Annotated in this window: 3 protein-coding genes; 2 read left to right on the plus strand and 1 reads right to left on the minus strand. The window is 74.5% G+C overall.

All coding sequences use genetic code 11. The features are described 5' to 3' along the window. Window positions 1-44: 44 nt before the first annotated feature. A complete protein-coding gene (locus tag LPA42_RS18325) occupies window positions 45-803 on the minus strand; it encodes a thioesterase II family protein (protein ID WP_077937013.1) in 759 nt (252 codons plus the stop codon). Between the two features lie 286 nt (window positions 804-1,089). Here LPA42_RS18325 and LPA42_RS18330 point away from each other — a divergent pair, with 286 nt between their 5' ends. After that, window positions 1,090-6,606 carry a type I polyketide synthase gene (locus LPA42_RS18330; protein WP_228986709.1) on the plus strand — a complete coding sequence of 1,839 codons (5,517 nt, stop codon included), beginning with the start codon at window positions 1,090-1,092 and terminating at the stop codon, window positions 6,604-6,606. A gap of 45 nt (window positions 6,607-6,651) precedes the next feature. Continuing rightward, on the plus strand, window positions 6,652-20,592 hold the full coding sequence (locus LPA42_RS18335) for a type I polyketide synthase (RefSeq protein WP_228986710.1): 13,941 nt from the start codon (window positions 6,652-6,654) through the stop codon (window positions 20,590-20,592). The last annotated feature ends 12 nt before the right edge of the window (window positions 20,593-20,604 follow it).

Raw genomic sequence — 20,604 nt, forward strand, 5'->3', positions numbered from 1 at the left:
CCCCCGCCGGTGTCCGGCGGGGGCCGCGCCACGAACCACTGCCGTCAGGACACCGGCGTACGCGCCAGAGCCGCCGAGATCGTACGCAGGATCGCCGGCTGGTGCTGCGCCAGGAAGAAGTGCCCGCCCGGGAACACCTGAAGGTCGAACGCGCCCGTCGTGTGCCGCTCCCACGCCCGCGCCTCGTCGACCGTCGTCTTCGGGTCGGCGTCGCCGGTGAACACCGTCACCGGGCAGCCCAGCTTCGGCCCCGGCGTGTACTCGTACGTCTCCGCCGCCCGGTAGTCGTTGCGGATCGCCGGCAGCGCCGCCCGCAGCAGCTCCGCGTCGCCGAGCACCGCCGAGTTCGTGCCGCTGAGCCTGCGTACGTCGGCGAGCAGCCCCTCGTCGTCGAGCAGGTGCACCGTCTCGTGCCGGGGGCACGACGGGGCCCGCCGCCCGGACGGGAACAGGTGCGCCGCCGACGCGCCCGTCTCCGCCTCGATCAGCCGCGCCACCTCGAAGCCCAGCGTCGCGCCCATGCTGTGCCCGAAGATCGCCAGCGGCTGGTCCAGCCACGGCCGCAGCACCCCGAACACCTGCCGGGCCAGCTCCGGCAGATTGTCCACGCACGGCTCCTGGCGGCGGTCCTGCCGCCCCGGATACTGGATCGCGAGCACCTCCACCGCCGGCGACAGCGCCCGCGACACGGGGAAGTAGAAACTCGCGGACCCACCGGCGTGCGGCAGGCACACCAGCCGCCGCGCCCCGGCCGGCGCCGGGTGGAACCGGCGGACCCACAGGCCGTTGTCTGAGTCGGTCATGCGTACACGCGGTCCTTCCAGCGGTGGTGCCGGGATCCGCCGGCACCGGTGCGATCAAAAGGACGCTAATCGGATCCACCGGGGGCGGCCACCCCTAGCGGACCGCCGCGCGGGTTAGGGGTTGTCGCAGGTCATCGCGACGCCATAGCTTTCCCCGGCAGAGGGGACCCGGGGGCTGCCGGCCGCATTGTGCAAAGGACGTAGAACCGATCTGGCCTGAGGAATTCGCGCATTCGTCCCGTCGCCTACGTCAGGTCTCCGCCGGCCACCGCGATGGGTCAGGTTGATGGACACCGAAGAGAAGCTCCGGGAGTATCTGAAGAGGGTCACCACCGACCTGCGGCGGACCCGGCAACGCCTCCGCGACGTCGAGGACGCCGCCGGGCAGCCGATCGCCATCGTCGGGATGGCCTGCCGCTTCCCCGGCGGGATCACCTCGCCCGACGCGCTGTGGGACCTCGTCGCCGCCTCCGGCGACGCCGTCGGCCCCTTCCCCGCCGACCGGGGCTGGGACCTCACCGACCTGCACGACCCGACCCGGGAACGCCCCGGCACCTCCTGCGTCGCCGAGGGCGGCTTCGTCCACGACGCCGGTGACTTCGACCCCCGGTTCTTCGGCATCTCCCCCCGCGAGGCCCTCGCCATGGACCCGCAGCAGCGGCTGCTGCTGGAGGTGTCCTGGGAGGCGTTCGAGTCCGCCGGGATCGACCCGACCGGGCTGCGCGGCGGCCGCGTCGGCGTGTTCGCCGGCCTCACCCACGGCGACTACGCCGCCGGGGCCACCGACGTGCCCGACGGCGTCGTCGACTACCTCGGCCTCGGCAACGCCGGCAGCATCAGCTCCGGCCGGGTGGCGTACGCCCTCGGGTTCGAGGGCCCGGCCGTCACCGTCGACACCGCCTGCTCGTCGTCGCTGGTCGCCCTGCACCTGGCGGCGCAGTCGCTGCGCTCCGGCGAATCCGACCTGGCCCTGGCCGGCGGCGTCACGGTGATGCCCACCCCCGCCGTCTTCGTCGACTTCACCCGGCAGGGCAACCTGTCCATGTCGGCCCGCTGCAAGGCGTTCGCCGACGGTGCCGACGGCACCGCCCTCGCCGAGGGCGTCGGCATCCTCCTCGTGGAACGCCTCGACGACGCCCGCCGGCTCGGCCACCGCGTCCTCGCCGTGGTGCGCGGCACCGCGGTGAACCAGGACGGTGCGTCGAACGGGCTCACCGCGCCGAACGGTCCGTCGCAGCAGCGGGTGATCCGGCAGGCCCTGGCGAACGCCCGGCTGGCCCCGGCCGACGTGGACGTGGTGGAGGCGCACGGGACGGGCACGACCCTCGGTGACCCGATCGAGGCGCAGGCGCTGCTCGCCACCTACGGCCAGGACCGTGCCACGCCGCTGCTGCTGGGGTCGATCAAGTCGAACCTCGGCCACCCCCAGGCCGCGGCCGGCGTCGCCGGGGTGATCAAGATGGTGCAGGCGATGCGGCACGGCCTCGTCCCCGCCACCCTGCACGTCGACGCCCCGTCGTCCAAGGTGGACTGGTCCGCCGGCGCGGTCACCCTCGCGACCGAACCGACGCCGTGGCCGACGGCCGACCGGCCGCGTCGGGCGGCGGTGTCGTCGTTCGGGATCTCCGGCACCAACGCGCACGTGATCGTCGAGCAGGCGGAGCCGGCCGAGGCCGAGGGGGCCGGGCCGGTGGCGTTGCCCGTGGTGCCGTGGCTGGTGTCGGCGCGCGCGGCCGACGCCCTCGCCGGGCAGGCGGGCCGGCTGGCCGCGCACCTCCGGGAGCAGTCCGGGCTGTCGCCGGTCGACGTGGGTTGGTCGCTGGCGACGTCGCGGGCCGCCCTGGAGCACCGGGCGGTGCTCCTCGGCACCGACCGCGACGCCCTGCTGTCCGGGCTGGACGCGCTTATCGCCGGCGAGACCGCCCCGGGTGTGTTCACCGGCGAGGTGTCGTCGGGCCGCCGGGCGTTGTTGTTCACGGGTCAGGGTGCGCAGCGGTCGGGGATGGGTCGGGAGTTGTATGACCGGTTCCCGGTGTATGCGGAGGCGTTCGATCGGGTGTGTGCCCTGTTCTCGGGTCGCCTTGACCGTTCGTTGCGGGAGGTGGTGTTCGCGGAGCCGGGCTCCGGCCTGGCGGCCCTGTTGGATCAGACGGCGTTCACGCAGGCGGGTCTGTTCGCTCTGGAAGTGGCGTTGCACGAGCTGTTGGCCTCGTTTGGTGTGACGGCTGACTATCTGGTGGGGCATTCGATCGGTGAGGTGACGGCCGCCCATGTGGCGGGTGTGTTGTCGTTGGAGGACGCGTGTGCCTTGGTGGCGGCGCGGGGTTCGTTGATGCAGGCGTTGCCTGCCGGTGGCGGGATGCTGGTGGTCGGTGCGCCTGAGGCCGAGGTGCGTGCGCTGGCCGGTGACGGTGTGGACGTGGCGGCGGTGAACGGTCCGCAGTCGGTGGTGCTGTCGGGGCCGGTCGCCGACCTGGACGTGATCGCCCAGCGGTGTGCCGAACAGGGCTGGCGGGCGAAGCGGTTGCCGGTGAGTCACGCGTTCCATTCGCGGCTGATGGAGCCGATGCTGGCGGAGTTCCGGTCGGTGCTCGAAGGCTTGGACTGGCAGACGCCGAGGTTGCCGGTCGTGTCGAACGTGACGGGCCGGGTGGCGGAGGCGGGGGAGATCACTGACCCCGAGTACTGGGTGCGGCATGTGCGGGAGGCCGTGCGGTTCGGTGACGCGATCACCACCCTGCACGGGCTGGGCGTGACGTCGTTCGTGGAGGTGGGGCCGGACGCGACGTTGACGGCGATGGCGGCCGACGTTCCGGCGGAGCGGCCGGTGCACCTGGTGGCGGCGTTGCGCCGTGACCAGCCGGACACGACGGCGCTGGTCACCGCCCTGGCCCGGCTGCACGTCACCGGCACGCCGATCGACTGGGCGACCTGGTTCACCCACACCGGCGGGCGGCCCCGGACGGTGGACCTGCCCACCTACGCCTTCCACCACCAGCGCTACTGGCTCGACGCGAACCCGACCGGGGCCGACGCCTCCGGCCTCGGGGTCCGCAGCGCCGGGCACCCCCTGCTCACCGCCGAACTCGTCTCCGCCGACGACGACACCCGCCTGTACGGGGGCCGGCTGTCGGTGCAGACCCAGCCCTGGCTCGCCGACCACGTCGTGTGGGGCTCCGTCGTCGTGCCGGGCACCGCGCTCGTCGAGCTGGCCCTGCACGCCGGGGCGCAGGCCGCCTGCGACACCCTCGCGGAGCTGACCCTCGCCGCCCCGCTCGTCCTGCCCGAGCAGGGCGCCCGCGCGGTGCAGCTCAGCCTCGCCGCCCCCGACGAACACGGCCGCCGCCGGCTCGCCATCCACTCCCGGCCCGCCGACGACCCGCACGGCGACTGGACCCGGCACGCCGACGGGGTCCTCGCCCCCGGCGGCGGCGACGCGCCCGAGGCGCTCACCGAGTGGCCGCCCGCCAACGCCACCCCCGTGCCCGTCGAGCCCATCTACGCCCAGCTCCACCGCCTCGGCGTCGACCACGGGCCCACCTTCCGGGGGCTGCGCGCCGCGTGGCGTACCCCCGATGCCGTGCTCGCGGAGGTCGCGCTCCCCGACGGCGTCGCCGCCGACGGGTTCGGCCTGCACCCCGCGCTGCTGGACGCGGCGCTGCACGTCGTCGGCCTCACCGACGCCGACGACGCCGACGAGACCGCCGGGGCCCGACTCCCGTTCGCGTGGTCGGGCGTCGCGCTCGCCGCCGTCGGCGCGACCCACCTTCGGGTACGCGTCACCCGCGCCGGCTCGGCCGTCACCCTCGCCCTCGCCGACGGCACCGGCGCGCCCGTCGCCCGGGTCGACTCGCTCGTCTCCCGGCCCGTCGGCGCCGACCAGCTCGACCCGACCGGCCCCGTCGACCTGCCCCTGTTCGACCTGCGCTGGACCGCGCTGCCCCTGCCGCCCCGCCCGGCGACCGGCATCGTCGCGCTCGACGCCGCCGCGCCGGCCCCCGGCGGGCTCCCCGCGCTCGCCGACGCCGTCGACGCCGGCCGGCTCGACCCCCGGTTCGTGCTGCTGCCCGCCGCCGACACCCCGCCCGGCGACCCCCTCGACGCCACCCGCGCCCGGCTCGCCGACACCCTCGCCGCCGTCCAGGGCTGGCTGGCCGACGACCGGCACGCCGACCGCCGGCTCGTCGTGCTCACCCGCGGCGCGGTCCCCGCCACCGCCACCGGCGACGTGACCGACCTGCCCGGCGCGGCCGTCTGGGGCCTGGTCCGCTCCGCGCAACTGGAACACCCCGGCCGGCTCGTGCTGGTCGACCTCGACCCCGAAGCCGGCCCCGACGCCGACGCCGACCTGCTCGGCTGGGCCCTGGCCAGCGACGAACCCCAGCTCGCCCTCCGCGCCGGCCGGCTCCTCGCGCCCCGGCTCGCCCCCGCCGAGCCCGACCCCACGGGGGCCGTCGACCTCCTCCCCGACGGCACCGTGCTCGTCACCGGCGCCACCGGCACCCTCGGCGGCCTCCTCGCCCGCCACCTCGTCACCGCCCACAAGGTCCGGCACCTGCTCCTCGCCGGCCGGCGCGGCGGCGACGCCCCCGGCGCCGCCGACCTCCTCGCCGAACTCACCCACCTCGGCGCGCACGCCCGCTTCGTCGCCTGCGACGTCGCCGACCGCGACCAGGTCGCCGCGCTGCTCGCCACCGTCGCCGCCGAACACCCCCTCACCGGCGTCGTGCACGCCGCCGGGGTCCTCGACGACGCGACCGTCACCGCCCTCACCCCCGAGCGGATCGCCGCCGCGCTGCGCCCCAAGGCCGACGCCGCCTGGCACCTGCACGACCTCACCCGGCACCTGGACCTGCCGATGTTCGTGCTGTTCTCGTCCATCGCCGGCCCCCTCGGCGGCCCCGGGCAGGGCAACTACGCGGCGGCCAACGCGTTCCTCGACGGGCTCGCCCAGCACCGGCGCGCCGCCGGCCTCGCCGCCACCTCCCTGGCCTGGGGGCTGTGGGAAACCGACAGCGGGATGACCCGCGACCTGGGCACCGCCCGCCGGGAACGGATGGCCCGCCAGGGCATCACCCCCCTCGCGGTCGGGCAGGCGCTCGCCCTCTTCGACGCCAGCCGCAGCAGCCGGCAGCCGCTGCTGCTGCCCGTCCGCCTCGACCTCGCCGCGCTGCGCGCCCTCGCCACCGTCGACCACCTGCCCGCGCCGCTGCGCGGCCTGGCCGGCGTCCGCACCCGGCGCAACGCCGCCGGGGCCGCCGCACCGGCCGGCAACTTCCGCGACCGGATCGCCGACGCCCCCGACGCCGAGCGCCGGCGGCTCGTCGAGGAACTCGTCACCGGCCAGGTCGCCGAGGTCCTCGGGTACGCCACGGCCGCCGCCGTCGCCCCCGGCCAGTCCTTCACCGAACTGGGCTTCGACTCGCTGACCGCCGTGGACCTGCGCAACCGGCTCACCACCCGCACCGGCCTGACGCTGCCGGCCACCCTCGTCTTCGACCACCCCACCCCCGAGGCGCTCACCGGGCACCTGATGACGCAGCTCGGCCCCGGCCGGTCCGCGCCCACCCTCCTCGACGAACTGGACCGGCTGGAGGCGGCGTTCGCCGCGACCCCCGCCGACACCCTCGCCGAACTCGCCGCCGACGAGGAGACCCGCGCCGCCGTCGCCGCCCGACTGCGGGCGCTGCTCACCCGCTGGGACGGCGACAGCGGTGACACCGCCGGCGTCGCCCAGGTGATCGACGACGCCAGCGACGACGAACTCTTCGACTTCATCGACAGCACGTTCGGTCGCTCCTGACCGTCGTACCGCCCGCTTGCCGACCAACGCGACAGGTGAATCCCGATGGCGAACGAAGCCAAGCTCCGTGAGTACCTCAAGCGCGTCACCGCCGACCTCGCCGAGACCAGCGAACGCCTCAAGGCGGCCGACGCCAAGAACCACGAGCCCATCGCCATCGTCGGGATGAGCTGCCGCTACCCGGGTGGCGTCCGCTCGCCCGAGCAGCTGTGGGAACTCGTCGCCACCGGCACCGACGGCATCACCGGATTCCCCACCGACCGGGGCTGGGACACCGACGCCGCGTACGACCCGACCGGGCAGCGCCGGGGCAGCACGTACGCGCGGGAGGGCGGGTTCCTGCACGACGCCGGTGACTTCGACCCGGAGCTGTTCAAGGTCTCGCCGTACGAGGCCCTCGCCATGGACCCGCAGCAGCGGCTCATGCTGGAGGCATCCTGGGAGGCGATCGAGGACGCCCGCATCGACCCGCTGTCCCTGCGCGGCAGCCGCGTCGGCGTGTTCGCCGGCATGATGTACCACAACTACGCCGCCGGGCTCGCCGAGGTGCCCGAGACCCTGGACGCGTTCATCGGCGGCGGCACCGCCAGCAGCGTCCTCTCCGGCCGGGTCGCCTACACGTTCGGGTTCGAAGGTCCCGCGCTCACCGTCGACACCGCCTGCTCGTCGTCCCTCGTTGCGCTGCACCTCGCCGTGCAGTCGCTGCGCTCCGGCGAGTGCACCCTCGCGCTGGCCGGCGGCGTCACCGTGATGACCACCCTGGAGACGTTCGTCGACTTCAGCCGGCAGCGCGGCCTCGCCCCCGACGGGCGGTGCAAGTCGTTCGCCGAGGGCGCCGACGGCACCGGCTGGTCCGAGGGCGTCGGCATGCTCGTCGTGGAACGCCTCAGCGACGCCCGGCGTAACGGTCACCGGGTGCTCGCGGTCGTGCGGGGCTCCGCGGTGAACCAGGACGGTGCGTCGAACGGGTTGACGGCGCCGAATGGTCCGTCGCAGCAGCGGGTGATCCGGCAGGCCCTCGCGTCGGCGCGGCTGTCGCCGGTGGACGTGGACGTGGTGGAGGCGCACGGGACCGGCACCACGTTGGGTGACCCGATCGAGGCGCAGGCGTTGCTGGCGACGTATGGGCAGGGTCGGGAGACGCCGCTGCTGCTGGGGTCGATCAAGTCGAACCTCGGCCACACGCAGGCGGCGGCCGGCGTCGCCGGTGTGATCAAGCTGGTGCAGGCGATGCGGCACGGCGTGGTGCCGGCGACCCTGCACGTGGATGCGCCGTCGTCGAAGGTGGACTGGTCGTCGGGTGCGGTCGAGTTGGTGACGGAGCCGCGTGAGTGGCCGGTGGTGGGTCGGCCGCGTCGGGCGGCGGTGTCGTCGTTCGGGATTTCGGGGACGAATGCTCATGTGATCGTGGAGCAGGCGGAGTCGGTGGCGGCCGAGTCCTCTGGTGTCGTCGAGTTGCCGGTGGTGCCGTGGTTGGTGTCGGCGCGTTCGGCGGAGGCCCTCGGTGGGCAGGCGGCGCGGCTTTCGGATTTCGTTGGGGAGCGTTCCGGGTTGTCGCCGGTTGACGTGGGTTGGTCCCTGGCGACGTCGCGGGCTGCTCTGGAGCACCGCGCGGTCGTCCTTGGGGCGGGTCGAGACGACCTGCTGTCCGGGCTGGATGCCTTGGCGGCCGGCGTGGATACCCCGGGGCTGGTGACGGGTGAGGTGTCGTCTGGTCGTCGGGTGTTGTTGTTCACGGGTCAGGGTGCGCAGCGGTCGGGGATGGGTCGGGAGTTGTATGACCGGTTCCCGGTGTATGCGGAGGCGTTCGACCGGGTGTGTGCCCTGTTCTCGGGTCGGCTCGACCGTTCGTTGCGGGAGGTGGTGTTCGCGGAGCCGGGCTCCGACCTTGCGGCCCTGTTGGATCAGACCGTTTACACGCAGGCGGGTCTGTTCGCCCTGGAAGTGGCGTTGCACGAGCTGTTGGCCTCGTTCGGTGTGACGGCTGACTATCTCGTGGGGCATTCGATCGGTGAGGTCACGGCCGCGCATGTAGCGGGTGTGTTGTCGTTGGAGGACGCCTGCGTTCTGGTGGCGGCGCGGGGTTCGTTGATGCAGGCGTTGCCGTCTGGTGGCGGGATGCTGGCGGTCGGCGCGCCTGAGGCTGAGGTGCGTGCGCTGGCCGGTGGCGGTGTGGATGTGGCGGCGGTAAACGGCCCGCGGGCGGTGGTGTTGTCGGGGCCGGTCGCCGACCTGGACGTGATCGCCCAGCGGTGTGCCGAGCAGGGGTGGCGGGCGAAGCGGTTGCCGGTGAGTCACGCGTTCCATTCGCGGTTGATGGAGCCGATGCTCGCCGAGTTCCGCACGGTCCTGGCTGGCCTGGACTGGCAGACGCCGAGGTTGCCGATCGTGTCGAACGTGACGGGCCGGGTGGCGGAGGCGGCCGAGATCACCAGCCCGGACTACTGGGTGCGGCACGTGCGGGAGGCCGTGCGGTTCGGCGATTCGATCACCACCCTGCTGGGGTTGGGTGTCAGCAGCTTCGTGGAGGTGGGCCCGGATGCGACGTTGACGGCGATGGCCGCCGACACCCCCGCTGACCGGCCGGTGCACCTGGTGGCGGCGCTGCGCCGCGACCAGCCCGACACGACCGCCCTGGTCACCGCCCTGGCCCGGCTGCACGTCACCGGCACGTCCGTGGACTGGGCCGCCTGGTTCACCCACACCGGCGGCCGGCCCCACACCGTGGACCTGCCCACCTACGCCTTCCACCACCAGCGCTACTGGCTCGACGCCCGCACCCGCCCCCACGGCACCGCCCCCGCCGGGTCGAGCCTCGACTCGTGGCGGTACCGGGTCACCTGGCAGCCGCTGGCCGACCACCACCGGCGGCAGGCCGACGACCTCCTGCTCGTCGTGCCTGACGACGCCCTCATGCCTGACGACACCCTCATGCCCGACGACGCCCTCGTGCCCGACGACGGGGCGGCCGGACAGTGGGCGAGCGCGCTCGCCGCGCCCGGCGTACGGGTGCTGCGGGTCGCCGCCGACCGGGACCGGGCCGGCCTCGCCCGCGACCTCGCCGACGCGTACGCAGACGGCCAGGGGCGACCCGGCACCGTCCTGTCGCTGCTCGGCCTCCCCACCGGCGCCCACCCCGACGCCGCCTCCGTGCCCGCCGGCCTCGCCCACACCGTCGCCCTCGCTCAGGCCCTCGGCGACGCCGCGATCCCCGCCCGGCTCTGGATCGCCACCCGGGGCGCGGTCTCCGTCGACCCCCGCGACCAGGCCGTCGACTGCGACCAGGCGACCCTGTGGGGCTTCGGCGGCGTGCTGCGCGCCGAGCACCCCCAACGCTGGGGCGGGCTCGTGGACCTGCCCCCGACCGCCGACGCGCGCGGCGTACGACAGGTGCGCCGGCTGCTCGGCGGCGAGCGCGCGGAAGACCAGCTCGCGGTGCGCGCCACCGGCACGTACGCCCGGCGGTTGACCCGCGCCCGACGGCCCGCCACCCCCGCACGCGCCTGGACCCCGCGCGGCACCACCCTCGTCACCGGCGGGACCGGCGCGCTCGGCGGGCACGTCGCCCGCGCCCTCGCGGCGGCCGGGGCCGATCACCTGCTGCTGGTCAGCCGCCGTGGCCCCGACGCCCCCGGCGCCGCCGCCCTCGCCGAGGAACTGACCGCCCTCGGCACCCGCGTCACCGTCGCGGCCTGCGACGCCGCCGACCGGGACGCCCTGCACGACCTGCTCGCGGCGATCCCCGCCGACCTGCCGCTCACCGCCGTCGTGCACACGGCTGCGGCGCTCGACGACACCGTGGTCGACGCCCTCACCGCGGACCGGATGGCGACCGCCCTGCGCGCCAAGGTCGACGCGGCCCGCAACCTCGACGAGCTGACCCGGGACCACGAGCTGTCCGCGTTCGTGCTGTTCTCCTCCCTCGCCGGCACCATGGGCGGACCCGGGCAGGCCAACTACGCCCCCGGCAACGCCTGGCTCGACGCCCTCGCCCGGCGCCGCCGCGCCGAGGGGCTGCCCGCCACCGCCATCGCCTGGGGGCTGTGGGCCGACGGCGGCGTCAGCGCAGGCGACTTCGAACACCGGATGGCCCGCAACGGCTTCGGGGCGATGGAACCCGCCACGGCCGTCCGCGCCCTCACCGGCGCGTTGGAGGACGACGAGACCCACCTCGTCGTCGCCGACGTCGACTGGGACCGGGTGGCGGGCAGCGCCGCCGGCCGCCGCCCCGACCCGCTGATCCGGGGGCTGCTGACCACGCCGCAGGTCACCGACGCCGCCACCGCCGACCGGGCAGCCGGCGGCGGTGCCCTGCGGGACCGCCTCGCCGGGCTCACCGACGCCGAGCAGCTCGACGCCCTCCGCGACCTGGTGCGCGCCGAGGTGGCGGCGGTGCTCGGCCACGGCAGCGCCGACCGGGTGCCGGCCGAACGCGCCTTCCGGGACCTCGGCTTCACCTCGCTGACCGCCGTCGAGCTGCGCAACCGGCTCGACGCCGCCACCGGGCTCACCCTGCCCGCCACGCTCGCCTTCGACCACCCCAACCCCACCGCCCTGGCGGCCCACATCCGCGCGGAACTGCTGGGCGGGCAGTCGCCGTCCGCGACGGCCCCGGCCGTACGCCCCGTCGACGATGACCCGATCGTCATCGTCGGCATGGGCTGCCGCTTCCCCGCCGGGGCCGGCTCGCCGGAGGAGTTCTGGCGGCTGCTCGCCGATGGCGTCGACGCCATGTCGGACTTCCCCGTCGACCGGCACTGGGACCTGGCCGAGCTGCACCACCCCGACCCCGAGCACCCCGGGGCGTCGTACGTGACGCAGGGGGCGTTCCTCGCCGACGCGGGGGCGTTCGACGCCGGGTTCTTCGGCATCTCCCCCCGCGAGGCCGTCGCCATGGACCCGCAGCAGCGGCTGCTGCTGGAGGTGTCCTGGGCGGCGATCGAGGACGCCCGGATCGACCCCCTCACGCTGCGCGGCGGGCGCGTCGGCGTCTTCGCCGGCACCAACGGGCAGGACTTCGACAACCTCATCCGCAACGGCGGCGAACAGCTCGCCGGCTACGGCGCCACCGGGGCGTCCGCGAGCGTCCTGTCGGGGCGGGTGGCGTACTCGTTCGGGTTCGAGGGGCCGGCGGTCACCGTCGACACGGCGTGCTCGTCGTCGCTGGTCGCGTTGCACCTGGCGGCGCAGTCACTGCGCTCGGGCGAGTGCGACCTCGCGCTGGCCGGCGGCGTGACCGTGATGGCCACTCCCGGCGCGTTCGTCGAGTTCTCCCGGCAGCGGGGACTGTCCGCCGACGGGCGGTGCCGGTCGTTCGCGGAGTCGGCGGACGGGACGGGTTGGGGCGAGGGCGTCGGGGTGCTGCTGGTGCAGCGCCTGTCGGACGCCCGGCGGGACGGCCGTCGGGTCCTCGCCGTGGTGCGCGGCAGCGCGGTGAACCAGGACGGTGCGTCGAACGGTCTCACCGCGCCGAATGGGCCGTCGCAGCAGCGGGTGATCCGGCAGGCCCTGGCGAACGCCCGGCTGGCCCCGGCGGACGTGGACGTGGTGGAGGCGCACGGCACGGGCACGACCCTCGGTGACCCGATCGAGGCTCAGGCGTTGCTGGCGACGTACGGGCAGGGTCGGGAGACACCGCTGCTGCTGGGGTCGGTGAAGTCGAACCTGGGTCACACGCAGGCGGCGGCGGGCGTCGCCGGGATCATCAAGATGGTCCTCGCCCTGCGGTATGGCGTGGTGCCGGCGACCCTGCACGTGGATGCGCCGTCGTCGAAGGTGGACTGGTCGTCGGGTGCGGTCGAGTTGGTGACGGAGTCGCGTGAGTGGCCGGTGGTGGGTCGGCCGCGTCGGGCGGCGGTGTCGTCGTTCGGGATCTCGGGGACGAATGCTCATGTGATCGTGGAGCAGGCGGAGTCGGTGGCGGCCGAGTCCTCTGGTGTCGTCGAGTTGCCGGTGGTGCCGTGGTTGGTGTCGGCGCGTTCGGCGGAGGCCCTCGGTGGGCAGGCGGCGCGGCTTTCGGATTCCGTTCGCGAGCGGGCTGGGTTGTCGCCGGTCGACGTGGGCTGGTCGCTGGCGACGTCGCGGGCTGCTCTGGAGCACCGCGCCGTCGTGCTGGGCGCGACCGGGGAGGACCTGTTGTCCGGTCTGGACGCGTTGTCGGCTGGCGCGGCGGTTCCGGGTGTGGTGACGGGTGAGGTTTCGTCGGGTCGTCGGGTGTTGTTGTTTACGGGTCAGGGTGCGCAGCGGTCGGGGATGGGTCGGGAGTTGTATGAGCGGTTCCCGGTGTATGCGGGGGCGTTCGATCGGGTGTGTGCCCTGTTCGTGGGTCGCCTTGACCGTTCGTTGGGGGAGGTGGTGTTCGCGGAGTCGGGTTCCGGCCTGGCTGCCCTGTTGGATCAGACGGCGTATACGCAGGCGGGTCTGTTCGCTCTGGAAGTGGCGTTGCACGAGCTGTTGGCCTCGTTTGGTGTGACGGCTGACTATCTGGTGGGGCATTCGATCGGTGAGGTGACGGCCGCCCATGTGGCGGGTGTGTTGTCGTTGGAGGACGCGTGTGCCTTGGTGGCGGCGCGGGGTTCGTTGATGCAGGCGTTGCCGTCTGGTGGCGGGATGTTGGCGGTGGGCGCATCCGAGGCTGAGGTGCGTGCGCTGGCTGGTGACGGTGTGGATGTGGCGGCGGTGAACGGTCCGCAGTCGGTGGTGTTGTCGGGGCCGGTCGCCGACCTGGACGTGATCGCCCAGCGGTGTGCCGAGAAGGGTTGGCGGGCGAAGCGGTTGCCGGTGAGTCACGCGTTTCATTCGCGGTTGATGGAGCCGATGCTCGCCGAGTTCCGCGCGGTCCTGGCTGGCCTGGACTGGCAGACGCCGAGGTTGCCGGTCGTGTCGAACGTGACGGGCCGGGTGGCGGAGGCGGGGGAGATCACCGACCCCGAGTACTGGGTGCGGCATGTGCGGGAGGCCGTGCGGTTCGGTGACGCGGTCACCACCCTGCACGGGCTGGGCGTGACGTCGTTCGTGGAGGTCGGGCCGGATGCGACGTTGACGGCGATGGCGGCCGACACGCCCGTCGACCGTCCGGTGCATCTGGTGGCGGCGCTGCGCCGCGACCAGGACGACACGACGGCGCTGGTCACGGCCCTGGCCCGGCTGCACGTCACCGGCACGCCGATCGACTGGGCCGCCTGGTTCACCCACAGCGGCGGCCGGCCCCGCACCGTCGACCTGCCCACCTACGCCTTCCACCGCAGGTGGTACTGGCCCGAGCCCGTATCGGCCGTCGGCGGCACCTCGCGAGCGAGCGACGACATCGACGAGCGGTTCTGGGCGGCGGTGGAGCGGGAGGACCTGACCGGTCTCGGTGCGGAGTTGGCGGCGGAGCAGTCGCTGAGTGACCTGCTGCCGAAGCTCGCCCGGTGGCGGCGGGCGGGTCAGCAGCGGTCCACCGTCGACTCGTGGCGCTACCGCGTCGAGTGGCGGCCCGCTCCGGCCGTACCGTCGGAGGGGTTGACCGGGAGGTGGCTTGTCCTGGTGCCCCCGACGCAGGGCGACCACCCTCTTGCCGAGGGCCTGGCCGCGCACGGCGCGGAGGTCCTGACGGTCAGCCTCGACCCGGCGGGGACGAGCCGGGACGACGCGGCCGAGCAGCTGCGGGCCGCGCTGCCCCGCCCGGGTGAGATCGCCGGTGTGGTGTCGCTGCTGTCGTTGGCCGGTGCCGGCGTGGGCGAGACCCTCGCCGTGGTGCAGGCGCTGAGCGACTGCGGCGTCAGCGGCCGGGTGTGGTGGGTGACCCGGGGCGCGGTGTCCGTGGGCAGGTCGGACGCCCCGGTCGACCCGGTCGCGGCGGCCGTGTGGGGCGTGGGTCGGGTGGCGGCGTTGGAGCTGCCGGGCTGGTGGGGTGGCCTGGTGGACCTGCCGCAGGTGGTGGACGGCCGGGCGGTGCGCCGGGTGTGTCAGGTGTTGGCGGCGGGTGTCGAGGATCAGGTGGCGGTGCGGTCGTCGGGGTTGTTCGTGCGGCGGCTGGCCCGTGCGGGTGGTGAGGCTGCGCGGCGGGAGTTCCGGTTGTCGGGGACGGTGCTGGTCACCGGCGGCACCGGGGCGTTGGGCTCCCGGGTGGCGCGGTGGGCGGTGGATGTCGGGGCAGAACACCTTGTGTTGACGAGTCGGCGTGGTGAGCGGGCCGCGGGTGCGGTGGAGTTGGCGGAGCGGTTGCGGGCGTGCGGGGCGCGGGTGACGGTGGCTGCGTGTGACGTGGCGGACCGGTCGGCGCTGGGCGCGCTGCTCGACGGCCTCGCCGCCGCCGGCGACCCCGTCCGTGCCGTCGTGCACGCCGCCGGAGCACCCCAGTTCACCCCGCTTGCCGACGTCACGCCGGACGAGCTACGCGAGGTGCTGCGCGCCAAGGTCGACGGGGCGGCGCACCTCGACGCGTTGCTGCCGGAGCTGGACGCATTCGTGGTGTTCTCGTCCATCGCGGGGGTGTGGGGTTCGGCCGGGCAGGCCGGCTACGCGGCGGCCAACGCCTTCGTCGACGCCCTCGTCGCCCGCCGACGGGCCCGGGGCACCGCCGCCACGGCCGTGGCGTGGGGCCCGTGGGCGGGTGCCGGCATGGCCGTCCAGGGCGAGGCGCAGGAGCAACTGGCCCGCCGGGGGCTGCCGGCGATGGATCCGGAGCTGGCGGTCGCCGCGTTGCAGGCGGCCCTCGACCGGGACGACACGAGCGTCGTCGTCGCCGACGTCGCCTGGGACCGGTTCGCCGCCTCCTTCACCGCCCTGCGACCCAGCCCTCTGCTGGACGAGATCCCCGAGGCGCGGCCCGCGTCACCCGACGCCGCCGCCGATGCGGGGGAGGAACAGGCGCAGCTCGGCCGCCGGCTCGCCACCCTGACGACCGCCGAACGGGACGCGTACCTGCTCGACCTCGTGCGCGCCCAGGTGGCCGCGGTGCTCGGGCACGCCACGCCGGACGCCGTCCCCGCCGACCAGGCGTTCCAGCGGCAGGGCTTCGACTCGCTGACCGCCGTGGAGCTGCGCAACCGGCTCACCGCCGAGACCGGCCTCGCCCTGCCCAGCACCCTCGTCTTCGACCACCCGACGCCGCTGGCGCTCGTCGCCCACCTGGCCGCCGAGCTGACCGGCACCCCGGCCGGGGCGGTGGAGCGGGAGCGGGTCGCGGCCGTCGACGACGACCCCATCGTCATCGTCGGCATGGCCTGCCGCCTGCCCGGCGGAGTCGACACCGCCGACCAGCTGTGGGACATGCTCGCCGCCGGGCGCGACGGCATCTCCGACTTCCCCCTCGACCGGGGCTGGGACAGCTTCCTCGACGGCCGGCTGTCCGACACCTCGTTCCCCCGCCAGGGCGGCTTCGTCTACGACGCGGGAGCGTTCGACGCCGAGTTCTTCGGCATCTCCCCCCGCGAGGCCCTCGCCATGGACCCGCAGCAGCGGCTGCTGCTGGAGGTCTCCTGGGAGGCGGTCGAGTCGGCGGGCGTGGACCCGTCCCGCCTGAAGGGGGAGCGGGTCGGCGTCTTCGCGGGTGCCAGCTTCCAGGGGTACGCGTCCACGGCCATGGGCCGGGACCAGGAGGTCGGCGGCCACCTGCTCACCGGCAACGCGACCAGCGTCCTGTCTGGGCGGGTGGCGTACTCGTTCGGGTTCGAGGGGCCGGCGGTCACCGTCGACACGGCGTGCTCGTCGTCGCTGGTGGCGTTGCACCTGGCTGCGCAGTCACTGCGCTCGGGCGAGTGCGACCTGGCCCTGGCCGGCGGCGTGACGGTCATGGCCTCACCGGCGACCTTCGTCGAGTTCGCGAAGCAGGGCGGCCTCTCCGCCGACGGGCGGTGCCGGTCGTTCGCGGAGTCGGCGGACGGCACCGGCTGGGGTGAGGGCGTCGGGGTGCTCCTCGTCGAGCGGCTGTCGGACGCCCGACGTAACGGTCACCGGGTCCTCGCGGTCGTGCGGGGCTCCGCCGTGAACCAGGACGGGGCGTCGAACGGTCTCACCGCGCCGAACGGTCCGTCGCAGCAGCGGGTGATCCGGCAGGCTCTGGCGAATGCGCGCCTGTCGACGTCGGATGTGGACGTAGTGGAGGCCCACGGCACGGGCACCACGTTGGGTGACCCGATCGAGGCGCAGGCGCTCCTTGCGACCTATGGCCAGGGTCGGGGCGACGCCGCGCCGCTGCTGCTCGGGTCGATCAAGTCGAACATCGGCCACACCCAGGCCGCCGCCGGCGTCGCCGGGATCATCAAGCTGGTCCTCGCCCTGCGATACGGCGTGGTGCCAGCGACCCTGCACGTGGACGAGCCCTCCACGAAGGTGGACTGGACGTCGGGCGCGGTCACGCTGGTGACCGAGCGCCGCGAGTGGCCGGCGGTGGTGGACCGCCCGCGCCGGGCCGCCGTCTCCTCGTTCGGCATCTCCGGGACCAACGCCCACGTGATCCTCGAGCAGGCGGAGCCCGTCGAGGCCGAGCCGCCCCGGCCCGTCGAGCTGCCCGTGGTGCCCTGGCTGGTGTCGGCGCGTACGCCGGAAGCCCTCGCCGCGCAGGCCACCCGGCTCGCCGAGCACCTGGGATCCGACGCGGGGCCGACGGCGACGGACGTCGCCTGGTCACTGGCGACCGCCCGCGCCGCCCTGGAGCACCGGGCGGTCGTTCTTGGCGCGACCGGGGACGACCTGCTGTCCGGCCTGGACGCGTTGTCGGCTGGCGCGGCGGTTCCGGGTGTGGTGACGGGTGAGGTTTCGTCGGGTCGTCGGGTGTTGTTGTTTACGGGTCAGGGTGCGCAGCGGTCGGGGATGGGTCGGGAGTTGTATGACCGGTTCCCGGTGTATGCGGGGGCGTTCGATCGGGTGTGTGCCCTGTTCGCGGGTCGCCTTGACCGTCCGTTGCGGGAGGTGGTGTTCGCGGAGCCGGGTTCCGGCCTGGCTGCCCTGTTGGATCAGACGGCGTTCACGCAGGCGGGTCTGTTCGCTCTGGAAGTGGCGTTGCACGAGCTGTTGGCCTCGTTTGGTGTGACGGCTGACTATCTGGTGGGGCATTCGATCGGTGAGGTGACGGCCGCGCATGTGGCGGGTGTGTTGTCGTTGGAGGACGCGTGTGCCTTGGTGGCGGCGCGGGGTTCGTTGATGCAGGCGTTGCCGTCCGGTGGCGGGATGCTGGCGGTCGGCGCGCCTGAGGCTGAGGTGCGTGCGCTGGCCGGCAGCGGTGTGGATGTGGCGGCGGTGAACGGGCCTCGGGCAGTGGTGCTGTCGGGGCCGGTGGCCGAGTTGGATCGGATCGCGGGGGAGTGTGCCGGGCGGGGCTGGCGGGCGAAGCGGCTACCGGTCAGTCACGCGTTCCATTCGCGGTTGATGGAACCGATGCTGGCGGAGTTCCGGACGGTTCTGGCGGGTCTGGACTGGCAGACGCCGAGGCTGCCGATCGTGTCGAACCTGACCGGGCGGGTGGCGGAGGCGGCCGAGATCAGCAGCCCGGACTACTGGGTGCGGCATGTGCGGGAGGCCGTGCGGTTCGGTGACGCGATCACCACCCTGCACGGGCTGGGCGTGACGTCGTTCGTGGAGGTCGGGCCGGATGCGACGTTGACGGCGATGGCGGCCGATGTTCCGGCGGAGCGGCCGGTGCACCTGGTGGCGGCGTTGCGCCGCGACCAGGACGACACGACCGCGCTGGTCACCGCCCTCGCCCGGCTGCACGTGACCGGCACGTCCGTGGACTGGGCCGCCTGGTTCACCCACACCGGCGGTCGGCCCCGCACCGTCGACCTGCCCACCTACGCCTTCCACCACCAGCGCTACTGGCTGCACGACGTGCCGCCAGCCGCCGCCGTGAGCACCACCGGGGGCTCGGCGACCGACGAGCGGTTCTGGGCGGCGGTGGAGCGGGAGGACCTGACCGGTCTCGGTGCGGAGTTGGCGGCGGAGCAGTCGCTGAGTGACCTGCTGCCGAAGCTCGCCCGGTGGCGGCGGGCGGGTCAGCAGCGGTCCACCGTCGACTCGTGGCGCTACCGCGTCGAGTGGCAGGCCGTGCCCGACACCTCGGGGGCACTGACCGGCACCTGGCTGGTGCTGGTGCCGTACGACGGGGTCGATGCCCCGGTGCTCGCGGCCGTGACCGAAGGGATCGCCTCGGCCGGGGCGAAGGTCCGGACGCTGACGCTCGACGGCCCGGCGGACGACCGCGAACTGGTGGCGAAGTCGCTCCGCGACGTCGGCGAGGCCGCCGGTGTGGTGTCGCTGCTGTCGCTGGCCGGCGTCGGCGTGGGCGAGGCGCTGGGGGCGGTGCAGGCGCTGGCCGCCGCCGACCTGGGCGGCCGGGTGTGGTGGGTGACCCGGGGCGCGGTGTCCGTGGGTGCGTCGGACGCGCCGGTCGACCCGGTCGCCGCTGCCGCCTGGGGCCTGGGCCGGGTGGCCGCGCTGGAGGAGCCACGACAGTGGGGTGGCCTGGTGGACCTGCCGGAGGTGGTGGACGCTCGCATGGTCCGCCGGGTGTGTCAGGTGCTGGCGGCGGGTGTCGAGGATCAGGTGGCGGTGCGGTCGTCGGGGTTGTTCGTGCGGCGGCTGGCCCGTGCTGGCGGTGAGGCTGCGCGGCGGGAGTTCCGGTTGTCGGGGACGGTGCTGGTCACCGGCGGCACCGGGGCCTTGGGCGCTCGGGTCGCCGGGTGGGCGGTCGGGGCGGGTGCCGAGCATGTGGTGTTGGTGAGCCGGCGTGGTGAGCGGGCCGCGGGTGCGGTGGAGTTGGCGGAGCGGTTGCGGGCGCGTGGGGCGCGGGTGACGGTGGCTGCGTGTGACGTGGCGGACCGGTCGGCGCTGGGCGCGCTGCTCGACGGCCTCGCCGCCGCCGGTGACCCGGTACGCGCCGTCGTGCACGCGGCGGGCGCGGCGCACTCCACCCCGCTGGGCGAGCTGACCGCCGACGAGCTGCGCGACGTGCTGCGCGCCAAGGTCGACGGGGCGGCGCACCTCGACGCGTTGCTGCCGGAACTGGACGCGTTCGTGGTGTTCTCGTCCATCGCGGGGGTGTGGGGTTCGGCCGGGCAGGCCGGCTACGCGGCGGCCAACGCGTACCTCGACGGGCTGGTGGCCCGGCGGCGCGCCCGGGGTGCCGCCGGCACCGCCGTGGCGTGGGGCCCGTGGGCCGGCGCAGGGATGGCGCACGGCGAGCAGCAGGAACAGCTCGGCCGCCGGGGGCTGCCGGCGATGGATCCGGAGCTGGCGGTCACCGCGCTGCAGGCGGCCCTCGACCGGGACGACACGAGCGTCGTCGTCGCCGACGTCGCCTGGGACCGGTTCGCCGCCTCCTTCACCGCCCTGCGACCCAGCCCCCTGCTCGGCGGCATCCCCGAGGCCGGCGCGGCCGACCGACCGGAGCCGCCGGCGGACTCGGGTGCCCCGCAGCAGCTGCGGGACCGGCTGGCCGCCGCCGGCGACACCGAGCGGGACCGCATCCTGCTCGACCTGGTACGCGGCACCGCCGCCACCGTGCTGGGGCACCGCACCCCGGCGGCGATCCGTGCCGCCCGGGGCTTCCTGGAACTCGGCTTCGACTCGCTGACCGCCGTGGAGCTGCGCAACCGGCTCACCGCCGAGACAGGTCTCGCCCTGCCCAGCACCCTCGTCTTCGACTATCCGACGCCGGCCGCGCTCGCCGAGCACCTGCGCGCCGAGCTGGTGCCGCACGGTGCGGCCACCCCGGTCGTCGCCGAGATCGAACGGCTCGACGAGCTGCTGCGGACCGTCCCCGCCGACCGGCGCGACGACTCGGAGATCACCCGCCGCCTGGAGGATCTGCTGGCCCACTGGCGAGGCGCCACGGCCCCGTCGTCACCGTCCCCCGCCTCGCTGGATCCGGCCTCGCTGGATCCGGCCTCGCCGGCTTCCGCGTCGCCTGCCCCGGCCGAGGCCGTAGCCGTGGCGGACGACCTGTCCACCGCCACCGAGGACGACATCTTCGCCATCATCCAACGCGAATTCGGCAAGTCCTGACCCACCCCACCC

The sequence above is a fragment of the Micromonospora sp. DH13 genome (assembly GCF_020873825.1).
Taxonomy (GTDB): Bacteria; Actinomycetota; Actinomycetes; order Mycobacteriales; family Micromonosporaceae; genus Micromonospora; species Micromonospora haikouensis.